We start from the raw sequence: 19,327 nt of genomic DNA, 5'->3' as shown, positions 1-19,327 counted from the left end.
CCGGCAGCGCCGCTGGGCTCGGACCGCCGCTCCGGTGGCCGCCGCGGCGGTCGCCGTCGTCGCGGTCGGTCTGGGCCTGCACCAACTCTCGACGAACACCACGGACAGCGGTGCCATGGACCGTCCGGCCAGCGCACCCGATGTTGCGGCAGCGGCCGGGGCAGCCCGCACCTCCGGGCCGGCGTTGCACAGCGGAACCGACTACACCCCGCAGACACTCGGCCAGACAGCGACCACACGGCCGTCGCCGCTGCTGGGGGAGAGCAGCGGCGGCCCCCGCGAGCAGCACGGGGTGGACGCCGAAGGGGGTCGACGGCCCGCCCCCGACGGGTCGGACCAGCTGGCTCGGCTGAGCGGCGAGGCGGCGTTGACCGACTGCCTGTCGGCCGTGGCGGCGGAGCACGGCTCGGCCCCGCTGGTCGTCGAAGTGATCGACTACGCGCGGTTCCAGGGCGAGCAGGCGCTGGTGATCCGGTTCACCGACGCGACCGGGGCCCGCTGGGCCTGGGTGAGCGGCCCCGAGTGTGGCGTACCCGGGTCCGGCTCGGACAGCCGGTATTCGGCGCGGGTAGGGTGAATCCGCGGTCGTCGGTGCGATGAACGTCCACGTGACCTGACCCACGCCGATACCCGGCTCGGGAATCCCCGCTTCGTACGATGACGTTCTGGAAGTCAGCTGCCGGCACCCCCCAGGCGTCGGCACTCGGATCAGCATCGGTGCGCGCGCCGACGCCGAACACACACAACTCGGGAGACGGCAGTGGACGAGGTCCGCAACCTGATCATCATCGGCTCCGGCCCGGCCGGTTACACGGCTGCGGTCTATGCGGCGCGCGCCAACCTGAAGCCGCTGATCATTGAGGGCGTGCAGTCCGGTGGCGCGCTGATGACCACGACCGAGGTGGAAAACTTCCCCGGCTTCGCCGACGGCATCCTCGGCCCCGAGCTGATGGACAACATGCGCAAGCAGGCCGAGCGGTTCGGCGCCGAGTTCCTCACCGACGACGTGACCCGGGTCGAGCTGGTCGACACCGGCGACACCGGCGCCGGCGCGGTGAGCACCGTGTGGGTCGGCGAGACGGCCTACCGGGCCCGCTCGGTCATCCTCTCCACCGGTTCGGCCTGGCGTCCGCTGGGTGTGCCGGGTGAGCAGGAATACCTCGGTCACGGTGTCTCCTCGTGTGCCACCTGTGACGGCTTCTTCTTCCGCAACCAGCACATCGTCGTCGTCGGCGGTGGTGACTCGGCGATGGAGGAGGCCAGCTTCCTCACCCGCTTCGCCGACTCGGTGACCATCATCCACCGGCGCGACTCGTTCCGGGCCAGCAAGATCATGGCCGACCGGGCGCTGAGCAACGAGAAGATCAAGGTCGAGTGGAACAGCACCGTCGAAGAGGTCCTGGGCGCCGACGGCAAGGTCACCGGCGTACGGGTCCGCAACGTGTACACCGGCGAGACCAAGGTGCTGGACGTGACCGGTGTGTTCGTGGCCATCGGTCACGACCCGCGCAGTGAGCTCTTCCAGGGCCAGGTCGAGCTGGACGACGAGGGTTACGTGAAGGTCCAGGCCCCCAGCACCCGGACGAGCGTGCCCGGCGTCTTCGCCGCCGGTGACGTGGTCGACCACACCTACCGCCAGGCGATCACCGCGGCCGGCACCGGCTGCGCCGCCGCGCTCGACGCCGAGCGGTTCATCGCGACGCTCAGCTGAAACAGGAAACACATCCCGGAGGAGGGCAATAGTGGGAAATACCAAGGCGGTCACGGACGCGAGCTTCGTCGCTGACGTGCTGCAGGCCGACAAGCCGGTGCTGGTGGACTTCTGGGCCGAGTGGTGCGGGCCGTGCCGCAAGGTGTCGCCGCTGCTCGAGGAGATCGCGGGCGAGATGGGCGACCAGGTCACCATCGTCAAGCTCAACATCGACGAGAACCCGGAGACCGCCCGCGCCTACCGGGTCATGTCGGTACCGACCCTCACCGTCTTCAAGAACGGCCAGCCCGTGCAGTCGATCGCCGGCGCCAAGCCGAAGGGCGAGCTGGTCCGGCTCATCGAGTCGGCCCTCTGATCCGCAGAGACACCACCGAACCCCGTACCCGCCCGTCGGGTGCGGGGTTCGCTGTCTCCCCGGCCGGCACGAACGGCGTTTTTCCAAGCCGAGCCACCTGGTCGCCCCGGAACGCATAACCTCAAGCCGGGGCCGCCCGGCCAGCCAGATTCGTGCAGAGGGGGTCGTGCGTGCGTCCGATCCGAGCCGGAGACCGGGGACCCGCGGTCACGGAGATCCGTACCATCCTCACCGGCCTCGACCTGCTCGCCGCCGCCGGTCCGCACACCGACGAGTTCGACCTGGACACGGAACGCGCGGTCCGGGCGTTCCAGCAGTCCCGTGGGCTCAGCGTGGACGGCCGGGTCGGCTCGGAGACCTGGGGGGCGTTGGACGCCGCCCGCTGGCGGCTCGGCGCCCGCACCCTCTATCACGCGATCCCCGAGCCGCTCACCGGCGAGGACGTCCGGTCGCTGCAGGAACGACTGCTGGAGATGGGGTACGACGTCGGCCGCGCCGACGCCATCTACGGCATCCGGACCTCCCGTGCGGTGGCCCAGTTCCAGCGCGAGGTCGGGCTCACCCCCGACGGCTCCTGCGGGCCGCACACCATGGACGCGCTGCGCCGGATCGGTCGCAAGGTCGTCGGCGGCCGCCCCCAGTGGCTTCGCGAGTCCGACGCGATCCGCCAGTCCGGGCCGGCGCTGGTCGGCAAGACGGTGGTCATCGACCCCGGCCACGGTGGCACCGACCCGGGCATGGTGGTGCCGGACGGGCCGCTGCGCTGGACGGAGGCGGATCTCGTACACGACCTGGCGAGCAGGCTGGAGGGGCGGCTCGCCGCGTCCGGGGTGCGGGTTCAGCTCACCCGCGGTCCCGCGCCCGACACGTGCCTGCCGGACACCGACCGGGCGCTGCTGGCGAATTCGCTCGGCGCCGACGTCTTCATCTCGCTGCACCTGGACGGGCACGCCAATCCGGACGCGGACGGGGTGGCGACGTACCACTACGGCACCGACAACGGGGTGACGTCGGCGACCGGTGAGCGGCTGGCCGGGTTGGTGCAGCGGGAGATCGTGGCGCGGACCGGGCTGCGGGACTGCCGTACGCACGCCAAGGCGTGGGACCTGCTGCGGCTGACGCGGATGCCTGCGGTCCGGGTCGAGGTCGGCTACCTCACCTCACCCGTGGACCGCGCCCGGCTCGTCGACCCCCGGTTTCGGGACCGGGTGGTGGAGGCGATCGTGGCCGCGGTGCAGCGGATGTACTACCCGATCGAACGGGACGTGCCGACCGGCTCCCTCGACGTCAGCGAGCTGCGGGCGGTGGTGACCGCCGGCACGGTGGTCGACTGACGGCGAGCGCGTCAGCCGCTGGTGGAGCGGGTGGCCGGGGCGGGCCGGACCGGCCGGAGCAGGGTCTCCGGGCTCATCGACCCGAGCAGCTTCTCCAGCGCGTACTCGACGTCGGACTTCCAGCTCAGCGCCGTGCGCAGTTCGAGGCGCAGCCGGGGAAACCGGGGATGCGGACGTACCGTCTTGAAGCCGACGGAGAGGAAGAAGTCGGCCGGTGCCACGCACCCGCCGGCCGGATCGTCCGCGTCACCGAACTTGGCGTCGCCGAACGCCTCGATCGCCTTGATCCCCCGCTTCGTCAGGTCCCGGGCGACGCCCTGCACCAACATGCGGCCCAACCCGCCGCCGGCGAACGCGGCGACCACGTTGGCGGTCATCAACAGGGCGGCGTCGGCGGAGACCGGCGACGTCGGGAAGGCCATCGAGCGGGGCACGTAGGCAGGCGGCGCGTACATCACGAAGCCCGCCGGCATGCCGTCGACGTACGCGAGCTTGCCGCAGGAGCCCCACTCCAGCAGGGTCTGGGAGACCCACGCCTCCTTCTCCAGGCCCGGGTCACCGGCGGCGCAGGCCCGGTCGGCCGAGACCGGATCCAGCTCCCAGTAGACGCACTGGCGGCAGGGGCGCGGAAGGTCCTCCAGCGTGTCGAGGGTCAGGCTGACCAGACGTCGCGACATATGGCGCATCCCCACAATAGGCTCGGTGGTGAGGCCGGCATGGAACGACAGCGCCGCCTTCCTGCCCCCGACGAGCGATCGTACGCCGCCGATCGACCGGACGGGAGGGGACGCGCAAATGCCCACCCCATCGGGGACGGTCCGCCATGTGGTCGATCCGTCCCGGCGCGGAGGCAGGCTGGCCTCGGCGGACTAGGATCGACAATCGGTGTCCCGTCCGCCATGGTCAGGAGCGTGCGGGGTACCCGGGGCGGGAGCCACCCGAGCTGCGATCGAGGTGAGGTCATGACCGGCACGACACTCGACGACTACACCGACCGGTACGCCCGGCGGGTACGCGGGATGACCGCCTCCGAGATCCGAGCACTCTTCGCGGTGGCCAGTCGACCCGAGGTCGTCTCCCTCGCCGGTGGCGCCCCGTACATCGCCGCGCTGCCGCTCGACGCGGTCGGCGAGATGCTGGGTCGGCTCGGCTCCGAGCACGGTGTGACCACCCTGCAGTACGGCATCGGGCAGGGCACCCTGGAGCTGCGCGAGCGGATCTGCGAGGTGATGTCCCTCTCCGGGATCGACGCCGCGTGCGGCGCCTCGCCCGAGGACGTGGTGGTCACGGTGGGCGGGCAGCAGGCGCTCGACCTGGTGGCCCGGCTCTTCCTCGACCCCGGTGACGTGGTGCTCGCGGAGGGCCCGACGTACGTCGGCGCGCTCGGGGTGTTCCAGGCCGCCCAGGCGCAGGTCGTGCACGTGCCGATGGACGCCGACGGGCTGATCCCCGAGGCGTTGGAGACGGCCATCGCCGACCTCGCCCGTGCCGGTCGGCGGGTCAAGTTCCTCTACACCATCCCCACCTACCAGAACCCGGCCGGCGTGACGCTCAGCGAGGAGCGCCGGGAACGCGTGCTCGACATCTGCGAGCGCGCCGGCCTGCTCGTGATCGAGGACGACCCGTACGGCCAGCTGGGTTTCGAGGGTGAGGCCCCGGCGCCGCTGCGGGCCCGGCGGCGCGACGGTGTCTTCTACCTCAGCACCTTCTCCAAGACGTTCGCTCCCGGCCTGCGGGTCGGTTGGATCCTCGCGCCCCACGCGGTCCGCGACAAGCTGGTCATCGCGAGCGAGGCGCAGATCCTCTGCCCCAGCGGCTACGCGCAGGCCGCCGTGGCGACCTACCTCGGCACCATGCCGTGGCGGCAACAGCTCAAGGTCTACCGCGAGGTCTACCGCGAACGCCGCGACGCACTGCTCGACGCGCTGGCCGATCTGATGCCCGAGGGCACCAGCTGGACGACCCCGGCCGGCGGCCTCTTCGTCTGGGCCACCCTGCCGGACGGGCTCGATTCGAAGGCCATGATGCCGCGCGCCATCGCCGCCCGGGTCGCCTACGTGCCCGGCACCGGCTTCTACGCCGACGGCACGGGCACCGGCGCCATGCGACTGAACTTCAGCTTCCCGCCCCCGGAGCGGATCCGCGAAGGCGTCCGCCGACTGGCCGGCGTCATGGAGCAGGAGATCGCGACGCGCCGCGTCTTCGGCGCCGTGGGCGGTGCCGCCGGCCGGCGGGGCCGGCCCGGCTCCGACGTGCCGGGTCCCGACTTGGCATGATGCCGGCATGGGTACGACCGCTGCCGAGCGCTTCTCCGTGACCGATTCCGCCGTCGCGGCCGACCTGCGTGTGCTGGTGCTCGCCGGCGGGCTCTCCTACGAACGGGACGTGTCGTTGCGCTCCGGTCGTCGGGTGCTCGACGCTCTGCGTGCCGTCGGCGTCGAGGCCGAGCTGCGGGATGCCGACGTGGCACTCCTGCCCGCCCTCGCGGCCGACCCGCCGGACGCGGTCGTGATCGCCCTGCACGGCGCCACCGGGGAGGACGGCTCGCTGCGGGGAGTGCTGGACCTGTGCGGCATCCCGTACGTCGGCTGTGACGCCCGGGCCTCCCGGCTCGCCTGGGACAAGCCCTCCGCGAAGGCGGTCCTGCGCGAGGCGGGCATCCCCACGCCGGACTGGGTGGCCCTGCCGCACGACCGCTTCTCCGAACTGGGCGCGGTCGCCGTGCTGGACCGGATCGCCGACCGGCTCGGTCTTCCGCTCATGGTCAAGCCGACGCAGGGCGGCTCGGGTCTGGGCGCCGCGGTGGTCCGGGACGCCGCGTCACTTCCGGCCGCGATGGTCGGTTGCTTCGCGTACGACTCGACGGCACTGGTGGAGCGGTACGTGCCCGGCATGGACGTGGCGGTCTCCGTGATCGACCTCGGGGACGGCCCGCAGGCGCTGCCGCCGGTGGAGATCGTGCCGCGCAACGGCGTGTACGACTACGCCGCCCGCTACACCGCCGGTCGGACCACGTGGCACGCTCCGGCCCGGCTGGAGCCGGAGGTGGCCGCCTCGGTGGCCGAGGTCGCTCTCGCCGCGCACACCGCGCTCGGTCTGCGGGACCTGTCCCGGGTCGACGTGATCGTGGACGCCGCCGGCCAGCCGCACGTGTTGGAGGTCAACGTCTCGCCCGGCATGACGGAGACGTCGCTGCTGCCGCTGGCCGTCCAGGCCGCCGGCCTGGACTTCGGCCGCCTCCTCGGCTCGCTGGTGACCCGGGCCGCCGCCCGCCGCACGTCCTGACCCTGACCTCGACCCATCGCACTACCCGCCGGCCGTGCGGTCGGCGGGTGCCGCATCCGCGGACCTCTCGCCAACCCACGGCCGAACCGGCGGTCAGCGTGGCGCGCGTACGTCGGGTGGGATGCGCCCGTCGTCGGTGACGATGGTGGGGGCGCTGCGGGGGGACGGAATGACCGGACCGCGTTGATCGCCTGCCGACTCGGGGGCGTCTTCGGGGGCCGTCGCGGATTCGGCCACGGCTTCGGCAGTCGAGCTGTCGGAGTGCGTCGACGCGGCAGCGGACGCTGCCGTGGCGCCGGTTGCCGGCTCACCGGGGCCGCCGGGGGACGCGGCCCCCGGGCTGGTGTCCAGGGCCGGGGTCTTCGGGCCGCCGTCCCCGTCGTTCCCGTCCCCGTCAGCGCCAGGGGCGTCGGCATCGGCATCGCTCTCGACTGTTGGCTCCGGGATCTCCTCGGCCGCCTCGATGACCGACACGACCTCCTCCTGGGCGGCTGCGGCATGGGCAGCCGCCGCAGCGGACTGGGCCAGCAGGCTCGACGGCGCCTGCCACTGGATGCGGGGCGGCTCGGCCAGCGGCCGGCCACCGAACTCGGCGAGCCAGGCAGCGACGAGCGCCAGATTTTCCCGCCACTGCGCCTCGGAGATCGGCGGCAGGATCGAATCCCACAGGGACAGGAAGGTCCCTCGCAACTGAAGCCGGCCGTACGGTCGAGCCAGGAACCACATGTGCAGGTGGGCGGAGCCGTCGCCCCATCGGTTGACGTGCACCCGCGCCACGCCGTCCAGCGACCGGATGGCCCGCTCCAGACGTACGGTCATCACGCCCAGCTCGGCGGCGAGCAGATTCGGCAGGTCACCCAGGTCGAGGTGGGTCCGCGATTCCAGGATGAGCACCATCGGCAGGCCGGTCGGCCGGTCCATGGCGCGGACCCGCCACCGCTCTCCCACCCAGATGTAGGCGTCGTCCGGAGCGTTGCAGGCGGTGCATTCCCGGAGGCCCTCGCCCTTGCGTGGCGGTTCGACCGGGACCGGGTCGTCGAGCTGCTTCACGCGGAGGTCACCCTCGAAGGGAAACGAGGGCCACTGGGTGAAGTCCGGGACTGAGGGAGGGGTGTCGTGCACGACGCTGACCCTAACCGAGTCTGGCACCGCTGTCCCCTACCTGTTCGACCGGTCCCGACTCTCCCGATCAGCGTTCATCGTCGATCGCTGTTCCCGTCAGCGCTGACCGCCAGAGCGATATCCACAGGCTGCCGAGAACGCGAACACAGGCCGTCATCCACAGGCTGGCACCCGCTTTCACGCGGGGTTTCACGTGAAACGAGGGGTGCCTGTGGACAACGGGTGTGGATAACTTTTCGGCCCCTCAGTCGTTGCCGGCGTACCCCGTCGTCGCCGTGTTGGTACCGGGCGGCACCGAGGTCGCCTCGCCCGGAGGGTTGGGGCCTTGGCGGTGTGCCATGTGCCGGCGGGGCCGGTGCTTGCGTGGTCGCCGTTTCACGTGAAACGGGTGGCCCTGGCCGAATCCCGCGACGGAACGCCCTTCAGGGCAGACGAGTAGGTGCCCCGTGCGGCCCCTCAGTGAGCCGCTGCCGTCCCGAGGACGGAGAGGGGTGCCTCGGGTCGACCCGGCGCCCTGCGAGCGCCCTCGTCGCTCGTGTAGGTCATCCGCCGTCCGGTCCGCCCTCGCGGGTCTCGCGCGCCGTGGGCTGGTCGGTTCCGTGCTCTGCTCCAGCTGACTCGGCGCTGTCCTCGCTGACTCTGCACGGGTCGACCCGCGCTGACTCTGCACGGCTGAAGCCGCACGGACATCGCGCGACCGTCGGCGCTCACTCCGCGCCACGCTCGCCAGCTTCGCGAGCGTGAGCCCACACTGACTTCGCGGTCGACCCACGCTGCGCTTCGCGCAGCCGGCGCTCGGCCTCTCGGGCCCGTCGACTCCCCAGGATCCGACAGCGCCCCGTCGAGGGACCGGCCGTCCCGGCCCAGATCTGGCACCGCGCCACCGAGGGCCGACCGTCCCGCCGCAGTTCTGGCGCCGCGCCGCCCAGGGGTCGACCATCTCGGTCTAGGTCTGGGCGCCGCGCCACCGAGGGCCGACCGTCCCGGCCTGGATCTGGCACCGCGCCGCCGAGGGGCCGACTATCGCGGCCCAGTCCTGGCACCGCGCCGCTGAGGCGTCGACCATCCCAGCCTAGGTACGGGCAGCGCGTCGCCGAGGGGTCGACCACTTCGACTTACCGAACTCTCGTGTGCCGCACCGAGATGGCACCGGTTCATGCGCTCGCCGCCAGGCACCTGCGGCCGAGCCGGCACCCGGGGCCGGGGGCTGGCCAGCCGAGAGCGAACAGGTTCTGACCGCTGAGCGCGTGGTGCCGTTTCACGTGAAACGAGGACGGATGCGGAACGGCCGCGCACCCCGAGGGGACGCGCGGCCGTAATGGGAGACGGGACGCTCAGTCCTCCGTCTCCTCCTCCTGCGGCACGCCGATGATGCCGACGATCCGCTCCAGGTCGTCCACCGTGGCGAACTCGATCGTGATCTTGCCCTTGCTCCGGCCGATGTCCACCTTCACCCGGGTGTCGAAGCGGTCCGACAGTCGATCGGCGAGATCCGACAGGGCGGGCGCGTGCGGCTTCGGTCGCCGCTTGGCGGCCTGGCCCTTCGCGGGGCCGTCGTTCAGGGTGAGAGCCACGATCTCCTCGGTCGCCCGCACCGACAGCCCTTCGGCCACGATGCGCAACGCCAACTGCTCCTGGGCCTCCGAGTCGTCGAGGCTCAACAGCGCGCGGGCGTGGCCGGCAGACAGGATGCCCGCGGCAACCCGGCGCTGCACCTGGGCCGGCAGGTTCAAGAGCCGGATCGTGTTGGAGATCTGCGGCCGGCTGCGGCCGATCCGGCGGGCCAACTCCTCGTGGGTGGCACCGAACTCCTCCAGCAACTGCTGGTACGCGGCGGCCTCTTCCAACGGGTTCAGGTTGGCCCGATGGATGTTCTCCAGCAGCGCGTCGCGGAGCATGGCGTCGTCGCGGGTGTCCCGGACGATCGCCGGGATGTTCTCCCGGCCCACCGCCTGGGCAGCCCGCCAACGGCGCTCGCCCATCACCAGCTCGTACTTCTCGTCGTCGAGCTGACGCACGACGATCGGCTGGAGGAAACCGACCTCCTGGATCGAGGTCTTCAGTTCCTCCAGCGCCTCCTCGTCGAAGACCTGGCGGGGCTGCTTCGGGTTCGGCACGATCGCGTCGACCGGGATCTCCGCGAACCGGGCACCCGGCACGGGACTGAGCGTGGGCTCGGGCTGGTGGACTGTCGACACGGCGGGAGCCGTCGACTGGGTCCCGGCCGTCGCACCGTCGTCGACGTCAACGTGCCCGTTCTCCGGCTCGGCCGTCACGGTGCCGGCGGCACCCGGCACCGGCCCGGTCGGGATGAGTGCCCCCAGGCCCCGTCCCAGACCGCCCCGAGGACGGTTCTTCATGCCACGCCTCCCAGCGACTTGTCCCCACTACGCATTCCGACCCACCGGCTCCTTGACGCCCCGCTCGGCGATCTCCTGGGCGGCCTCGAAGTAACTCGTGGCGCCCCGCGAACCGGGATCGTAGGTCATCACCGACTGGCCGTAGCTGGGTGCCTCGGAGACCCGCACGTTGCGGGGGATGACCGCTTGGAGGACCTTGTCGCCGAAGTGGTTCCGGACGTCCTGCTCGACCGCGTCCGCGAGGCGGGTACGCCGGTCGTACATGGTGAGCAGGATGGTGGACACGTCGAGCTTCGGGTTGAGGTGTTGCCGCACCAGGTTGATGTTGTTGATCAGCTGGTTGAGCCCCTCCAGGGCGTAGTACTCGCACTGGATCGGGATCAGCACCTCCTGCGCGGCGACCAGCGCGTTGACCGTGAGCAGGCCGAGCGAGGGCGGGCAGTCGATGAAGACATAGTCGAACTGGCCCGGGTAGGCGGCGATCGCGCGGTCGAGGCGCGACTCCCGCGCCACCACCGACACCAGCTCGATCTCCGCGCCGGCGAGGTCGATCGTGGCCGGTACGCACCACAGGTTGGGGATGCCCTCGACCGCCTGCGCCACCTCGGAGAGCGGCACGCTGTTGATCAGGCAGTCGTACACGTCGGGGATGCCGGTGTGGTGCGGCACGTTGAGGCCGGTCGAGGCGTTGCCCTGCGGGTCGAGATCGACCACGAGCACCCGGTTGCCATGCAGGGCGAGTGCCACCGCGAGGTTGACCGTGGTCGTGGTCTTACCCACGCCGCCCTTCTGGTTGGCGACGCACATGACCCGGGTCCGGTCCGGTCGAGGCATGGTCACCTCGCCACTGGGATTCAGGATCTGCACGGCGCGCATCGCCTCCATAGCCAACGGTGGGTCATCCTCTTCGCGCGTCGGGGTTTCACGTGAAACGTACGTGGGGTCGGCCGCGACCGCGGCCAGCGACTCGGTCGACGTGACCGGTACGTCCGGGACCACCGGCGCCGCATCGCGTGCCGCCGCTGCGGTCGGCTGGTGCGGCACTGCCGGCTCGAAGCGAACCGCCGCGGCCGTGTTCCGCCGGCCGAGCGGCTGTCGCACCTCGGCGGCGTTGACCGGTCGACTAGGTCCGTCCGATGCTCGACGACCAGCCGTCGGCTCGGGAGTCTCCAACCCGGCGAGGTGAACCGCCGGGTCGTCCCGCGATACCAGCGGATCGCTGTCCGCCGGAGGGGTGGACGCCCCGGTGGGACCGGGCGACCAGCTGGGGTAGTCGGTTTCACGTGAAACAGGGTCGCTGGTTGACCCGGTCACGCGTGGATCGTCGTACCTGCCGTCGTCATGCACCTGTCATCCCTGCCCGCTTCGGATGGTCGGTCCGCGCCCCGGTCAACTTGGCCACACCCGCGCTCGCACCCCGGAGCGTACGGCCCCTCGGGAGCGGTCGGAGTCCGCGACGTCCGTCGGCCGCTCCACATTATCGACGCGCGGTCAGCCTACGGCGGACGGGCGCGGCCGGTCCACGTCGGGTTCTCACCCCCTCGTCCATCCGTACCGGTACAACGAGGCAACCCTCCGACCGGACGCCCGATGGCGCGATGGTCAGCGGCGGCGAGCTCGCCCGCCGCGGGAGCGCTTACTGGCAGCCGGCCGGGCCGGACCGACCATCCGCTCACGGACGATCTCCACCACGGTCGTGGGCGGGTCGATCACCCCGACACCACAGAGGTGTACGGCGGCTTCCCCGCCACCGAGTCGCGCCACGACGTCGGCGTGCTCCTCGATCTCCGCAGCGGCGGACGATCCCTTGAGCGCCAGCAGCCGCCCACCCCGCACGGCCAGTGGGAGGCACCAGGTCGCCAACCGGTCCAGCGGTGCGACCGCGCGGGCCGTCACCACGTCGCCGCTGATCGGTTCCCGGCCACTCGATCCGCTGGCGGCTTCGTCGGCGCGGCCGCGGAACACCCGTACCGACCTGGTCAGGCCGAGCCGCTCAACGACCTCGATCAGGAACGACGTCCGTCGAGCCAGCGGTTCGATCAGGGTGACCGTCAGGTCGGGGCGCGCGATGGCCAGCACCAGACCGGGCAGACCGGCGCCGGAGCCCACGTCGAGCACGCTCGCCCCGGTCGGAATGCGTTCGACCACCGCGGCGCAGTTGAGCAGATGACGGTCCCAGATCCGGGGCGCCTCGCGCGGGCCGATCAGACCGCGGACCACACCGTCGGTGGCCAGGATTTCGGCGTACGCGGCGGCCAAATCGAGCCGGTCACCGAAGAGGGTCAGTGCGGCCGGGGCCAGCTCGGGCGGCAGCGCGACGTCCGACGGCGACGGTGTGCCGTCGGCCGAGGCGGCCGGTGGCGCCGAACCGTCGGCGGGGAGAGCCGAGGACGGGCCGGCGGCAGCCTCGTCGTACCCCGTCGGGTCGGTGTCGGCAGTGGCACGCCGGACAGCGGACGGCCCGGACGGCGTGCCGCCCGGGCCGGTCACGGCGTCAGCCGTGGTGTCGTCGTGGGTCACCCGGTCAGTCCGCCGGTCGCACGACGATGCGCCGGTTGGGCTCGACGCCCTCCGACTCGCTCTCCACGCCGGACATGGCGTTGACGACGTCGTGGACGCACTTGCGCTCGAACGCGGACATCGCCTCCAGGCGCACCGGCTCGCCGTACTCCTTGACCTTCTCGACGGCGTTCTTGGCGACGGCGGCGAGTTCCTTGCGGCGGTTCGCCCGGTAGCCGCCGACGTCGAGCAGCAGGCGGCTCGGCGTACCGGTCTGCCGGAAGACGGCGAGGCGGGTCAGCTCCTGGAGCGCCTCCAGGGTGGCGCCGCGCTGACCGACCAGGTTCTGCAGTCGAGCACCGACCACCTCGACCACCGGACGGCCGCCGGCGACCAGCTCGTCGATGTCGCCGTCGTAGTCGAGGATGTCGAGCAGCCCCTCGACGTAGTCGGCCGCGATCTCGCTCTGCCGGAACAGGTCGGACTCGCCCACGGCCTTCTTCTCACGACCACCGGCGGCGGCCTCGGTGTCGTCGCCGTCGGCCTCGGTGTCGTCGCCGTCGGCCTCGGTCTCGTCGTCCTCGGTGTCGTCGCCGTCCACCGCGAGCGTCGCGGTCTCCTCCTCGTCCAGGGACTGCTCGGCGCGGGGGATGCTGGTCTCGGTCACGGTCTCATCTCCGTACTCGCTCGGCCGGACCGTCGGGTCCGCTGGTTTCCCGGGGCCGGCGGGAGGTCGCCGGTGCCCACGGGCACGTCTGTACGGGCAGTGTCGCCCGTGACCGCGTCGTGCGCGGTCGGTTCCGCCCGGCGCCGGCCGTACGGCGGCTGCGCGGTGCGGGGTCGGGCCGCCGCCGGTTGCCCGGCGACGGGCCCTACGGGGTTCAGCCCTGCCGCTTGGCCGGGCGGCTCTTCTTCGGGTTGGCCGGCTTGGCGCCCGGCTTCGGGCCCGCCACCTTCGGCGCGGTCTCCTTGACCGGGGCCGTGGGGGCGGCCTTGCCGCGCCCGAACAGGCCGCCCGACTTGGCGGGCTGCACCGGGTTGCGAGTGGCCGCGGGGGCGGTGGCCTTCTTGGCGGTCACCGGCGGCGGGAACTTCCGCAGCACCCACTGCTGCTGCCCGAGAGTGAAGAGGTTGTTCGTGACCCAGTAGATGATCACACCGATCGGGAAGATCGAGCCGGAGATCAACAGCGAGGCGGGGATGCCGTAGAGCATCAGCCGCTGGATCATCCGCTGCTGCGGGTCCTCAGCCCACCCGGTCTTGAGGATCATCTGACGGCTGGTCAGGTAGGTGGTCGCGATCATGACCAGGACCAGGATAGCGGCGATGATCTTGACCGTGGTGCCGTTGGCGCCGAGACGGGCCAGCTCGTCGGCGCTGGAGCCGAACTTGCCGGCGATCGGGGCGGTGAACAGCTTGGCGTTCGACGCGCTGTCGAACTGTTCGACCGTCCAGCCGTAGAGGGTCTTGCTCTGCTTGGCCGGGTCGAGGCGGCGCAGCACGTGGAAGAGGCCGAGGAAGACGGGGATCTGGAGGAACATCGGAAGGCAGCCCATGAGCGGGTTGGCCTTTTCCTTCCGGTAGAGCTCCATCATTTCCTTCTGGAGCGTCTCCCGGTCACCCTTGTGCTTCTCCTGCAGCTCCTTGACCTTGGGCTGCAGTGCCTGCATCGCCCGCTGAGACTTGATCTGCTTGACGAAGACCGGGAACAGGATCACCCGGACGGAGACCACCAGGAAGACGATGGCCAGGATCCAGGCGAAGTTGGTGCCGATCACCGCGTCGATGGGCACCCCGATGGCGTCCCAGGCGGAGTGCCAGGTCAGCAGGATCCACGAAATCGCGTAGTAGATCCAGTCGAGACTCAATTCGGTGCTCCAGTCACATCGGCACGGCGGCGACCGCCCGGCTCCGGCACCGGGTCATGTCCACCAGGGTGGAAGGGGTGGCAGCGCAACAGCCGCCGGACCGCCAGCGCGGCTCCCCGGAGCGCGCCGTGCCGGGCCACCGCCTCCTGGGCGTACGCACTGCACGACGGGTAGAACCGACAGCGAGCCGGCAGTGCCGGACTTATCCACCGACGGTACGCGATGATGGGCGCGATCAGCACCCTGGCACCGGTTGACGTCGGGCGCGGGGCGGTCGGGTCGGTGCTCACCGGGACCGCCTCTCCCGGGGCGTGCGGGCAACCGCGATGGCGGAGTCCAGATCCGCGGCGAGCCGGGGATACGACGCCTCGGCCGCGGCGGGCAGCGCCCGGACGACAAGGGTGCTGCCGGCGGGCAGCGCGTCCAGCCGCTCCCGGACCAACGCCCGCAGTCGACGCCGGACCTTGTTGCGGACCACCGCGTTTCCGACGGCCTTGGATACGACGAAGCCGGCGCGGGCCGGAGCGGAGGGCTGCTCCGCAACGGTGTCCCGCGCCGGCTCCGGCGAGGTCGTTGTGCTGGTCCCGGTGGCCGACGGCATGGTCAGGTGGACCACGACCGCGCCTCGGCCGACGCGACGGCCACCGCGAACCGCTGCGGCGAAGTCAGTGCTACGCCGCAGTCGCTGTGCGGCGGCCAGCACGACTGCCCACGTCCCCCGGACCGGCCCGGTCGGCTCAGGCCGACAGGGTGGTGCGACCCTTGGCGCGGCGGCTCGAGAGGATGGCACGGCCGGCACGGGTGCGCATGCGCAGCCGGAAGCCGTGGGTCTTCGCGCGCCGGCGGTTGTTCGGCTGGTAGGTGCGCTTGCTCACGTCAGGCTCTCCGTTTTCGTACGCGCCCCGCGCGACGGGATCGCCGGGGTCGTGGGGTGGTCCAGGCCACCTCGACGGTGGCCACCGATCGGTGCTGCCCTGCGGAGCCGAACCTCGGCGGTGCGGGGATGCGACCGCGGACAGCAAGCACCCATCACCCTAGCAGAGGACGAGAGAGCAGCCGCTCCAGCCTACGCAGGGGTGCAATGACCGTCAAACACCCACAGCGGGGGACATCGGGACGCGCCCGGGACCGAAGGGGCGGTTTTCGCTGATGCCGACAAGGCCGCTGCCGCGTCGCCGGTTGATGGGGCAGGGACAACGCTGTTACCGTGCCCGATTGCGGTGAGCGTCGGAAGCTCCGGTCGTCGCGCGCAGGCAAGACCGGACACGCTGGTGAATCGTTCGGCACGGTGAACCCGCTTCAGCGCACGTCCAGGCAGGGGGCAGGTCCCACCCGCGCCCGGCGGGCGGCCACAATCGGTCGGTACACAGGCTGTGGATAACCTGTGGACGACCGCTGGTCAGCTGTCCGGGTGGGTGTTGTTCCACCCGCGCACGCGGCGGGCCCGGGACGGCCGGCTGGCAGACAGCGGCGGCCGGGAGCAGAGGCGAGGGGGTGGCACGACGGTGGCCGGTACGACCGACCTTGCCGCGGTGTGGTTGGCGGCGACCGACGAGCTCGCCGACGAGATCATCTCTGCCCAGCAACGTGCCTACCTCCGGCTGACCCGGCTCCGGGCGATCGTCGAGGACACCGCGCTGCTCTCCGTACCGGACGCGTTCACCCGGGACGTGATCGAGTCGCGGCTCCGCCCGGCGATCACCGAGGCGCTGACCCGCCGGCTCGGCCGGCCGATCCAGGTGGCCGTGACCGTGCGGGTGGCCGAGGACGCCACCGGGCGCCCGGCCGGCACCGTCTACCGCAGCACCCCCGAGCCGGGGCTGCTCGACGTCGAGGATCCGCCGTCCGCCCCGCTCGGCGACGAGTACACCGGGCGAGGTGTGGCCGACGAGGCAATTGGTGAGCAGCAGCGCCCACCCGCGAGCGCCGTGCCGCCGGCACCGGCGGGTCCGCCTCCCGCGTCGGCCGTCGACGGGCACCGGTCCGGCCTGATCCCCGCCAGCCGGGACGGGCAGGAGGCCCTCTTCAGCGCGGCCTTCGTGGAGCCGATGCGGTCGCCCCGACCGGCGCCCGAGCGGCGCGGGTACGACGAACAGGCGGCCCGCCTCGACCCGCCCGGCCCCGACACCCGGCCCTACGAGCCCCGCTACCGCGAGGACGCCGCGTCCCCCCGGGACCAGCACGTGATCCGTTCGCTGCCCCGTGACGGTGCGACGGACAGCGGTCCGGGCCGCAGTGGGATGGAACACCGCGCGGGCGGCCGCGACGACCGCCGACTGCCCGGCACCGACACCGGCGGCAACCGGCTGAACCCGAAGTACATGTTCGAGACGTTCGTCATCGGCTCGTCCAACCGGTTCGCCCACGCGGCGAGCGTGGCGGTGGCCGAGTCGCCGGCGAAGGCGTACAACCCGCTGTTCATCTACGGCAGCTCGGGGTTGGGCAAGACGCACCTGCTGCACGCCATCGGGCACTACGCCACGACGCTCGGCAACGCCCGGTCGGTGCGGTACGTCTCGACCGAGGAGTTCACCAACGACTTCATCAACTCGCTGCGGGACGACAAGACCAGCGCGTTCCAGCGGCGCTACCGCGACGTCGACATCCTGCTGATCGACGACATCCAGTTCCTGGAGAACCGCGAGCGTACGCAGGAGGAGTTCTTCCACACCTTCAACACCCTGCACAACGCCAACAAGCAGATCGTCATCACCTCGGACCGGTCGCCGAAGCAGTTGGCCACGCTGGAGGACCGGCTGCGGACGCGCTTCGAGTGGGGTCTGCTCGCCGACATCCAGCCGCCGGATCTGGAGACGCGGATCGCGATCCTGCAGAAAAAGGCGGCGCAGGAGCGGCTGTACGCCCCGCCGGACGTGCTGGAGTTCATCGCCTCCCGGGTGTCGAACTCGATCCGGGAGCTGGAGGGCGCGCTGATCCGGGTGACCGCGTTCGCGAGCCTGACGCGGTCGACCGTCGAGCTGTCGCTGGCCGAGGAGGTGCTGCGGGACTTCATCCCGGACGGCGCCGGCCCGGAGATCACGGCGGACCAGATCATGGTCTCCACGGCCGACTACTTCGGGGTGAGCCTGGAGGACCTGCGCGGCCAGTCCCGCTCCCGGGTGCTGGTCAACGCCCGCCAGGTGGCCATGTACCTGTGTCGGGAGCTGACCGAGTTGTCGCTGCCCCGGATCGGGCAGGCGTTCGGCGGCCGGGACCACACCACGGTCATGCACGCGGACCGCAAGATCCGCCAGCAGATGGCCGAGCGGCGTTCGCTCTACAACCAGATCGCCGAGCTGACCAACCGAATCAAGCAGAACACCTGAGGGATACGTCGCACGACGCGGCGGACACGCCCGGCCGGAGATCCGGCCGGGCGTTCTTTTTTTCGACTCCGGCGGGCCTCGGCTCGCCTCCCGGGCGGCTTCGGCTTGACCCTCGACATGGTGCAGACCACAGGATCGACACCGTGTCCACCTTGATACTCACTCGTTGTCCACAGCTCGTTATCCACCGTCGGTGGATAACTACGGTCCGTCCTCCGCCAGTTACCCACAGGCTGTGGAGAAACCCTGTGTACGACGCTGTGGACGGCTGGGGACAACGACGAGGTTGTCCACCGATGACCGTCGACCTGTGTACGAGCTGTTGAAGGTTCTGGGGACAACAGCAATGGTGATCTTCTCGGTCGTCCACAGGCATGGGGAGAAAGTCGGTGGATTACCGGTGGACAACCGGTGGACAACGGTGGACAACCGGCCGTCGTCGCCGGGCTGTGGACACCCGAGGCAGTTGTACCCCCGGTTCTCCACAGCCAACTCACCGGTGGATAACCTGTCTGAGCTGCGCAGACCCGAGTTCTCCACAGTTTGCACAGGTGCGATGAAGACGATGGGTTATCTCTTCTAAGAGAACAAAAACCAATCATCACCGTTGGGCTTTCTGTGGATCGGGCCGAACGCTGCCGGACAGGCCGGTCAGCATCGACACGATCCACGGGGTCGGGCGCACAGCCGATGTCCCTGCGCCCTAAGGTGCGATGGGTACCCGCACGGTCGGGCGGGACGGTAGGCAGCGGTCGGCATGAGAGAGTTGTCGCTGACGTCGACGCGGAGGCATTGATGAAGTTCCGAGTGGAGCGCGACGCGCTCGCCGAGGCCGTGGCGTGGACCGCGAAGAGCCTGCCGAACCGGCCATCCGTACCGGTGCTCGCCGGGGTGATGCTCCGCGTCACCGACGGCAACCTGCGGGTCTCCGGTTTCGACTACGAGGTTTCCAGTCAGGTGACCGTCGAGGTGCAGGGTGACGCCGACGGCGCCGCGCTGGTCTCCGGTCGCCTGCTCGCCGAGATCACCAAAGCGTTGCCGGCCAAGCCGGTCGACATCGCCGCGGTCGGCGCCCACCTCGAACTGGTCTGCGGCAGCGCCCGGTTCACCCTGCCCACCATGCCGGTGGAGGACTACCCCGCCCTGCCCGAGATGCCGCAGAGCGCCGGCACCGTCGACGCCGCGGCGTTCGCCACAGCGGTCTCCCAGGTGGCCATCGCCGCCGGCCGGGACGAGACGCTGCCGATGATGACCGGCGTCCGCGTCGAGCTCTCCGGCAACACGCTGTCGATGCTCGCCACCGACCGGTACCGGCTGGCGTTGCGCGAGATCCAGTGGCGGCCCGACGACCCCGAGGTCAGCATCAACGCCCTGGTCCCGGCCCGCACCCTGAACGACACCGCCAAGGCGCTCGGCCCGCTGGGCGGCGAGGTCACCCTCGCCCTCGCTCAGGGCGCGGCGGGCGAG

Annotated in this window: 17 protein-coding genes and 1 pseudogene; 8 read left to right on the top strand and 10 right to left on the bottom strand. The window is 71.1% G+C overall.

Annotation, left to right across the window (positions count from 1 at the left end; translation table 11 throughout):
- The 4 genes and pseudogenes from AB0J68_RS08365 to AB0J68_RS08350 all read left to right on the top strand — a co-directional run.
- Window positions 1-577, top strand: a pseudogene (locus AB0J68_RS08365) (hypothetical protein); the annotation flags it as partial.
- A 183-nt stretch (window positions 578-760) separates the two neighbouring features.
- Entirely contained in the window at window positions 761-1,711 is a 951-nt protein-coding gene (gene trxB / locus AB0J68_RS08360; RefSeq protein WP_363937149.1) for a thioredoxin-disulfide reductase, read from the top strand.
- 31 nt (window positions 1,712-1,742) lie between these two features.
- Complete coding sequence (gene trxA / locus AB0J68_RS08355; protein ID WP_007453873.1) at window positions 1,743-2,066, top strand: thioredoxin; 324 nt, start codon at window positions 1,743-1,745, stop codon at window positions 2,064-2,066.
- A gap of 170 nt (window positions 2,067-2,236) precedes the next feature.
- The gene (locus AB0J68_RS08350; protein WP_354854821.1) at window positions 2,237-3,400 is read left to right on the top strand and encodes an N-acetylmuramoyl-L-alanine amidase; all 1,164 of its coding nucleotides are present in this window, start codon (window positions 2,237-2,239) and stop codon (window positions 3,398-3,400) included.
- Between the two features lie 11 nt (window positions 3,401-3,411).
- Here AB0J68_RS08350 and AB0J68_RS08345 read toward each other — a convergent pair whose 3' ends face one another.
- Entirely contained in the window at window positions 3,412-4,077 is a 666-nt protein-coding gene (locus tag AB0J68_RS08345) for a GNAT family N-acetyltransferase (protein WP_234588686.1), read from the bottom strand.
- Between the two features lie 285 nt (window positions 4,078-4,362).
- On the opposite strand from AB0J68_RS08345, the gene AB0J68_RS08340 reads away from it, so the two are divergent.
- Together AB0J68_RS08340 and AB0J68_RS08335 are read left to right on the top strand one after the other, a co-directional pair.
- A complete protein-coding gene (locus tag AB0J68_RS08340; RefSeq protein ID WP_363937146.1) occupies window positions 4,363-5,676 on the top strand; it encodes a PLP-dependent aminotransferase family protein in 1,314 nt (437 codons plus the stop codon).
- A 7-nt stretch (window positions 5,677-5,683) separates the two neighbouring features.
- Complete coding sequence (locus AB0J68_RS08335; protein WP_363937143.1) at window positions 5,684-6,685, top strand: D-alanine--D-alanine ligase; 1,002 nt, start codon at window positions 5,684-5,686, stop codon at window positions 6,683-6,685.
- 93 nt (window positions 6,686-6,778) lie between these two features.
- On the opposite strand, the gene AB0J68_RS08330 is transcribed toward AB0J68_RS08335, so the two are convergent.
- From AB0J68_RS08330 to rpmH, 9 genes are all read right to left on the bottom strand, one after another.
- Window positions 6,779-7,807 carry a hypothetical protein gene (locus tag AB0J68_RS08330; RefSeq protein ID WP_363937141.1) on the bottom strand — a complete coding sequence of 343 codons (1,029 nt, stop codon included), beginning with the start codon at window positions 7,805-7,807 and terminating at the stop codon, window positions 6,779-6,781.
- A 1,334-nt stretch (window positions 7,808-9,141) separates the two neighbouring features.
- Window positions 9,142-10,167, bottom strand: a complete 1,026-nt coding sequence (locus AB0J68_RS08325; RefSeq protein WP_363937138.1) for a ParB/RepB/Spo0J family partition protein — start codon at window positions 10,165-10,167, stop codon at window positions 9,142-9,144.
- 27 nt (window positions 10,168-10,194) lie between these two features.
- A complete protein-coding gene (locus AB0J68_RS08320) occupies window positions 10,195-11,514 on the bottom strand; it encodes a ParA family protein (RefSeq protein ID WP_363937136.1) in 1,320 nt (439 codons plus the stop codon).
- A gap of 255 nt (window positions 11,515-11,769) precedes the next feature.
- Window positions 11,770-12,480, bottom strand: a complete 711-nt coding sequence (gene rsmG / locus AB0J68_RS08315; RefSeq protein WP_308195401.1) for a 16S rRNA (guanine(527)-N(7))-methyltransferase RsmG — start codon at window positions 12,478-12,480, stop codon at window positions 11,770-11,772.
- A gap of 211 nt (window positions 12,481-12,691) precedes the next feature.
- On the bottom strand, window positions 12,692-13,333 hold the full coding sequence (locus tag AB0J68_RS08310) for a R3H domain-containing nucleic acid-binding protein (RefSeq protein ID WP_363937133.1): 642 nt from the start codon (window positions 13,331-13,333) through the stop codon (window positions 12,692-12,694).
- A 214-nt stretch (window positions 13,334-13,547) separates the two neighbouring features.
- Complete coding sequence (gene yidC, locus AB0J68_RS08305) at window positions 13,548-14,534, bottom strand: membrane protein insertase YidC (RefSeq protein ID WP_363937131.1); 987 nt, start codon at window positions 14,532-14,534, stop codon at window positions 13,548-13,550.
- Window positions 14,531-14,824 carry a membrane protein insertion efficiency factor YidD gene (yidD, locus tag AB0J68_RS08300; protein WP_354854837.1) on the bottom strand — a complete coding sequence of 98 codons (294 nt, stop codon included), beginning with the start codon at window positions 14,822-14,824 and terminating at the stop codon, window positions 14,531-14,533. The genes yidC and yidD overlap by 4 nt, the downstream gene beginning before the upstream one ends.
- Window positions 14,821-15,237 carry a ribonuclease P protein component gene (gene rnpA, locus AB0J68_RS08295; protein WP_354854839.1) on the bottom strand — a complete coding sequence of 139 codons (417 nt, stop codon included), beginning with the start codon at window positions 15,235-15,237 and terminating at the stop codon, window positions 14,821-14,823. The genes yidD and rnpA overlap by 4 nt, the downstream gene beginning before the upstream one ends.
- 34 nt (window positions 15,238-15,271) lie before the next feature.
- The gene (gene rpmH, locus AB0J68_RS08290) at window positions 15,272-15,409 is read right to left on the bottom strand and encodes a 50S ribosomal protein L34 (protein WP_007453904.1); all 138 of its coding nucleotides are present in this window, start codon (window positions 15,407-15,409) and stop codon (window positions 15,272-15,274) included.
- Window positions 15,410-16,039: 630 nt separating this feature from the next.
- On the opposite strand from rpmH, the gene dnaA reads away from it, so the two are divergent.
- Together dnaA and dnaN are read left to right on the top strand one after the other, a co-directional pair.
- Window positions 16,040-17,860 carry a chromosomal replication initiator protein DnaA gene (dnaA, locus tag AB0J68_RS08285; RefSeq protein WP_354854841.1) on the top strand — a complete coding sequence of 607 codons (1,821 nt, stop codon included), beginning with the start codon at window positions 16,040-16,042 and terminating at the stop codon, window positions 17,858-17,860.
- 795 nt (window positions 17,861-18,655) lie between these two features.
- Window positions 18,656-19,327, top strand: a 672-nt coding sequence (gene dnaN / locus AB0J68_RS08280) for a DNA polymerase III subunit beta (protein ID WP_363937127.1), incomplete at its 3' end; no start/stop codon positions are given.

This window comes from Micromonospora sp. NPDC049580 (assembly GCF_040675595.1).
Taxonomy (GTDB): domain Bacteria; phylum Actinomycetota; class Actinomycetes; order Mycobacteriales; family Micromonosporaceae; genus Micromonospora.
This window is presented reverse-complemented; position numbering and strand designations above follow the sequence as displayed.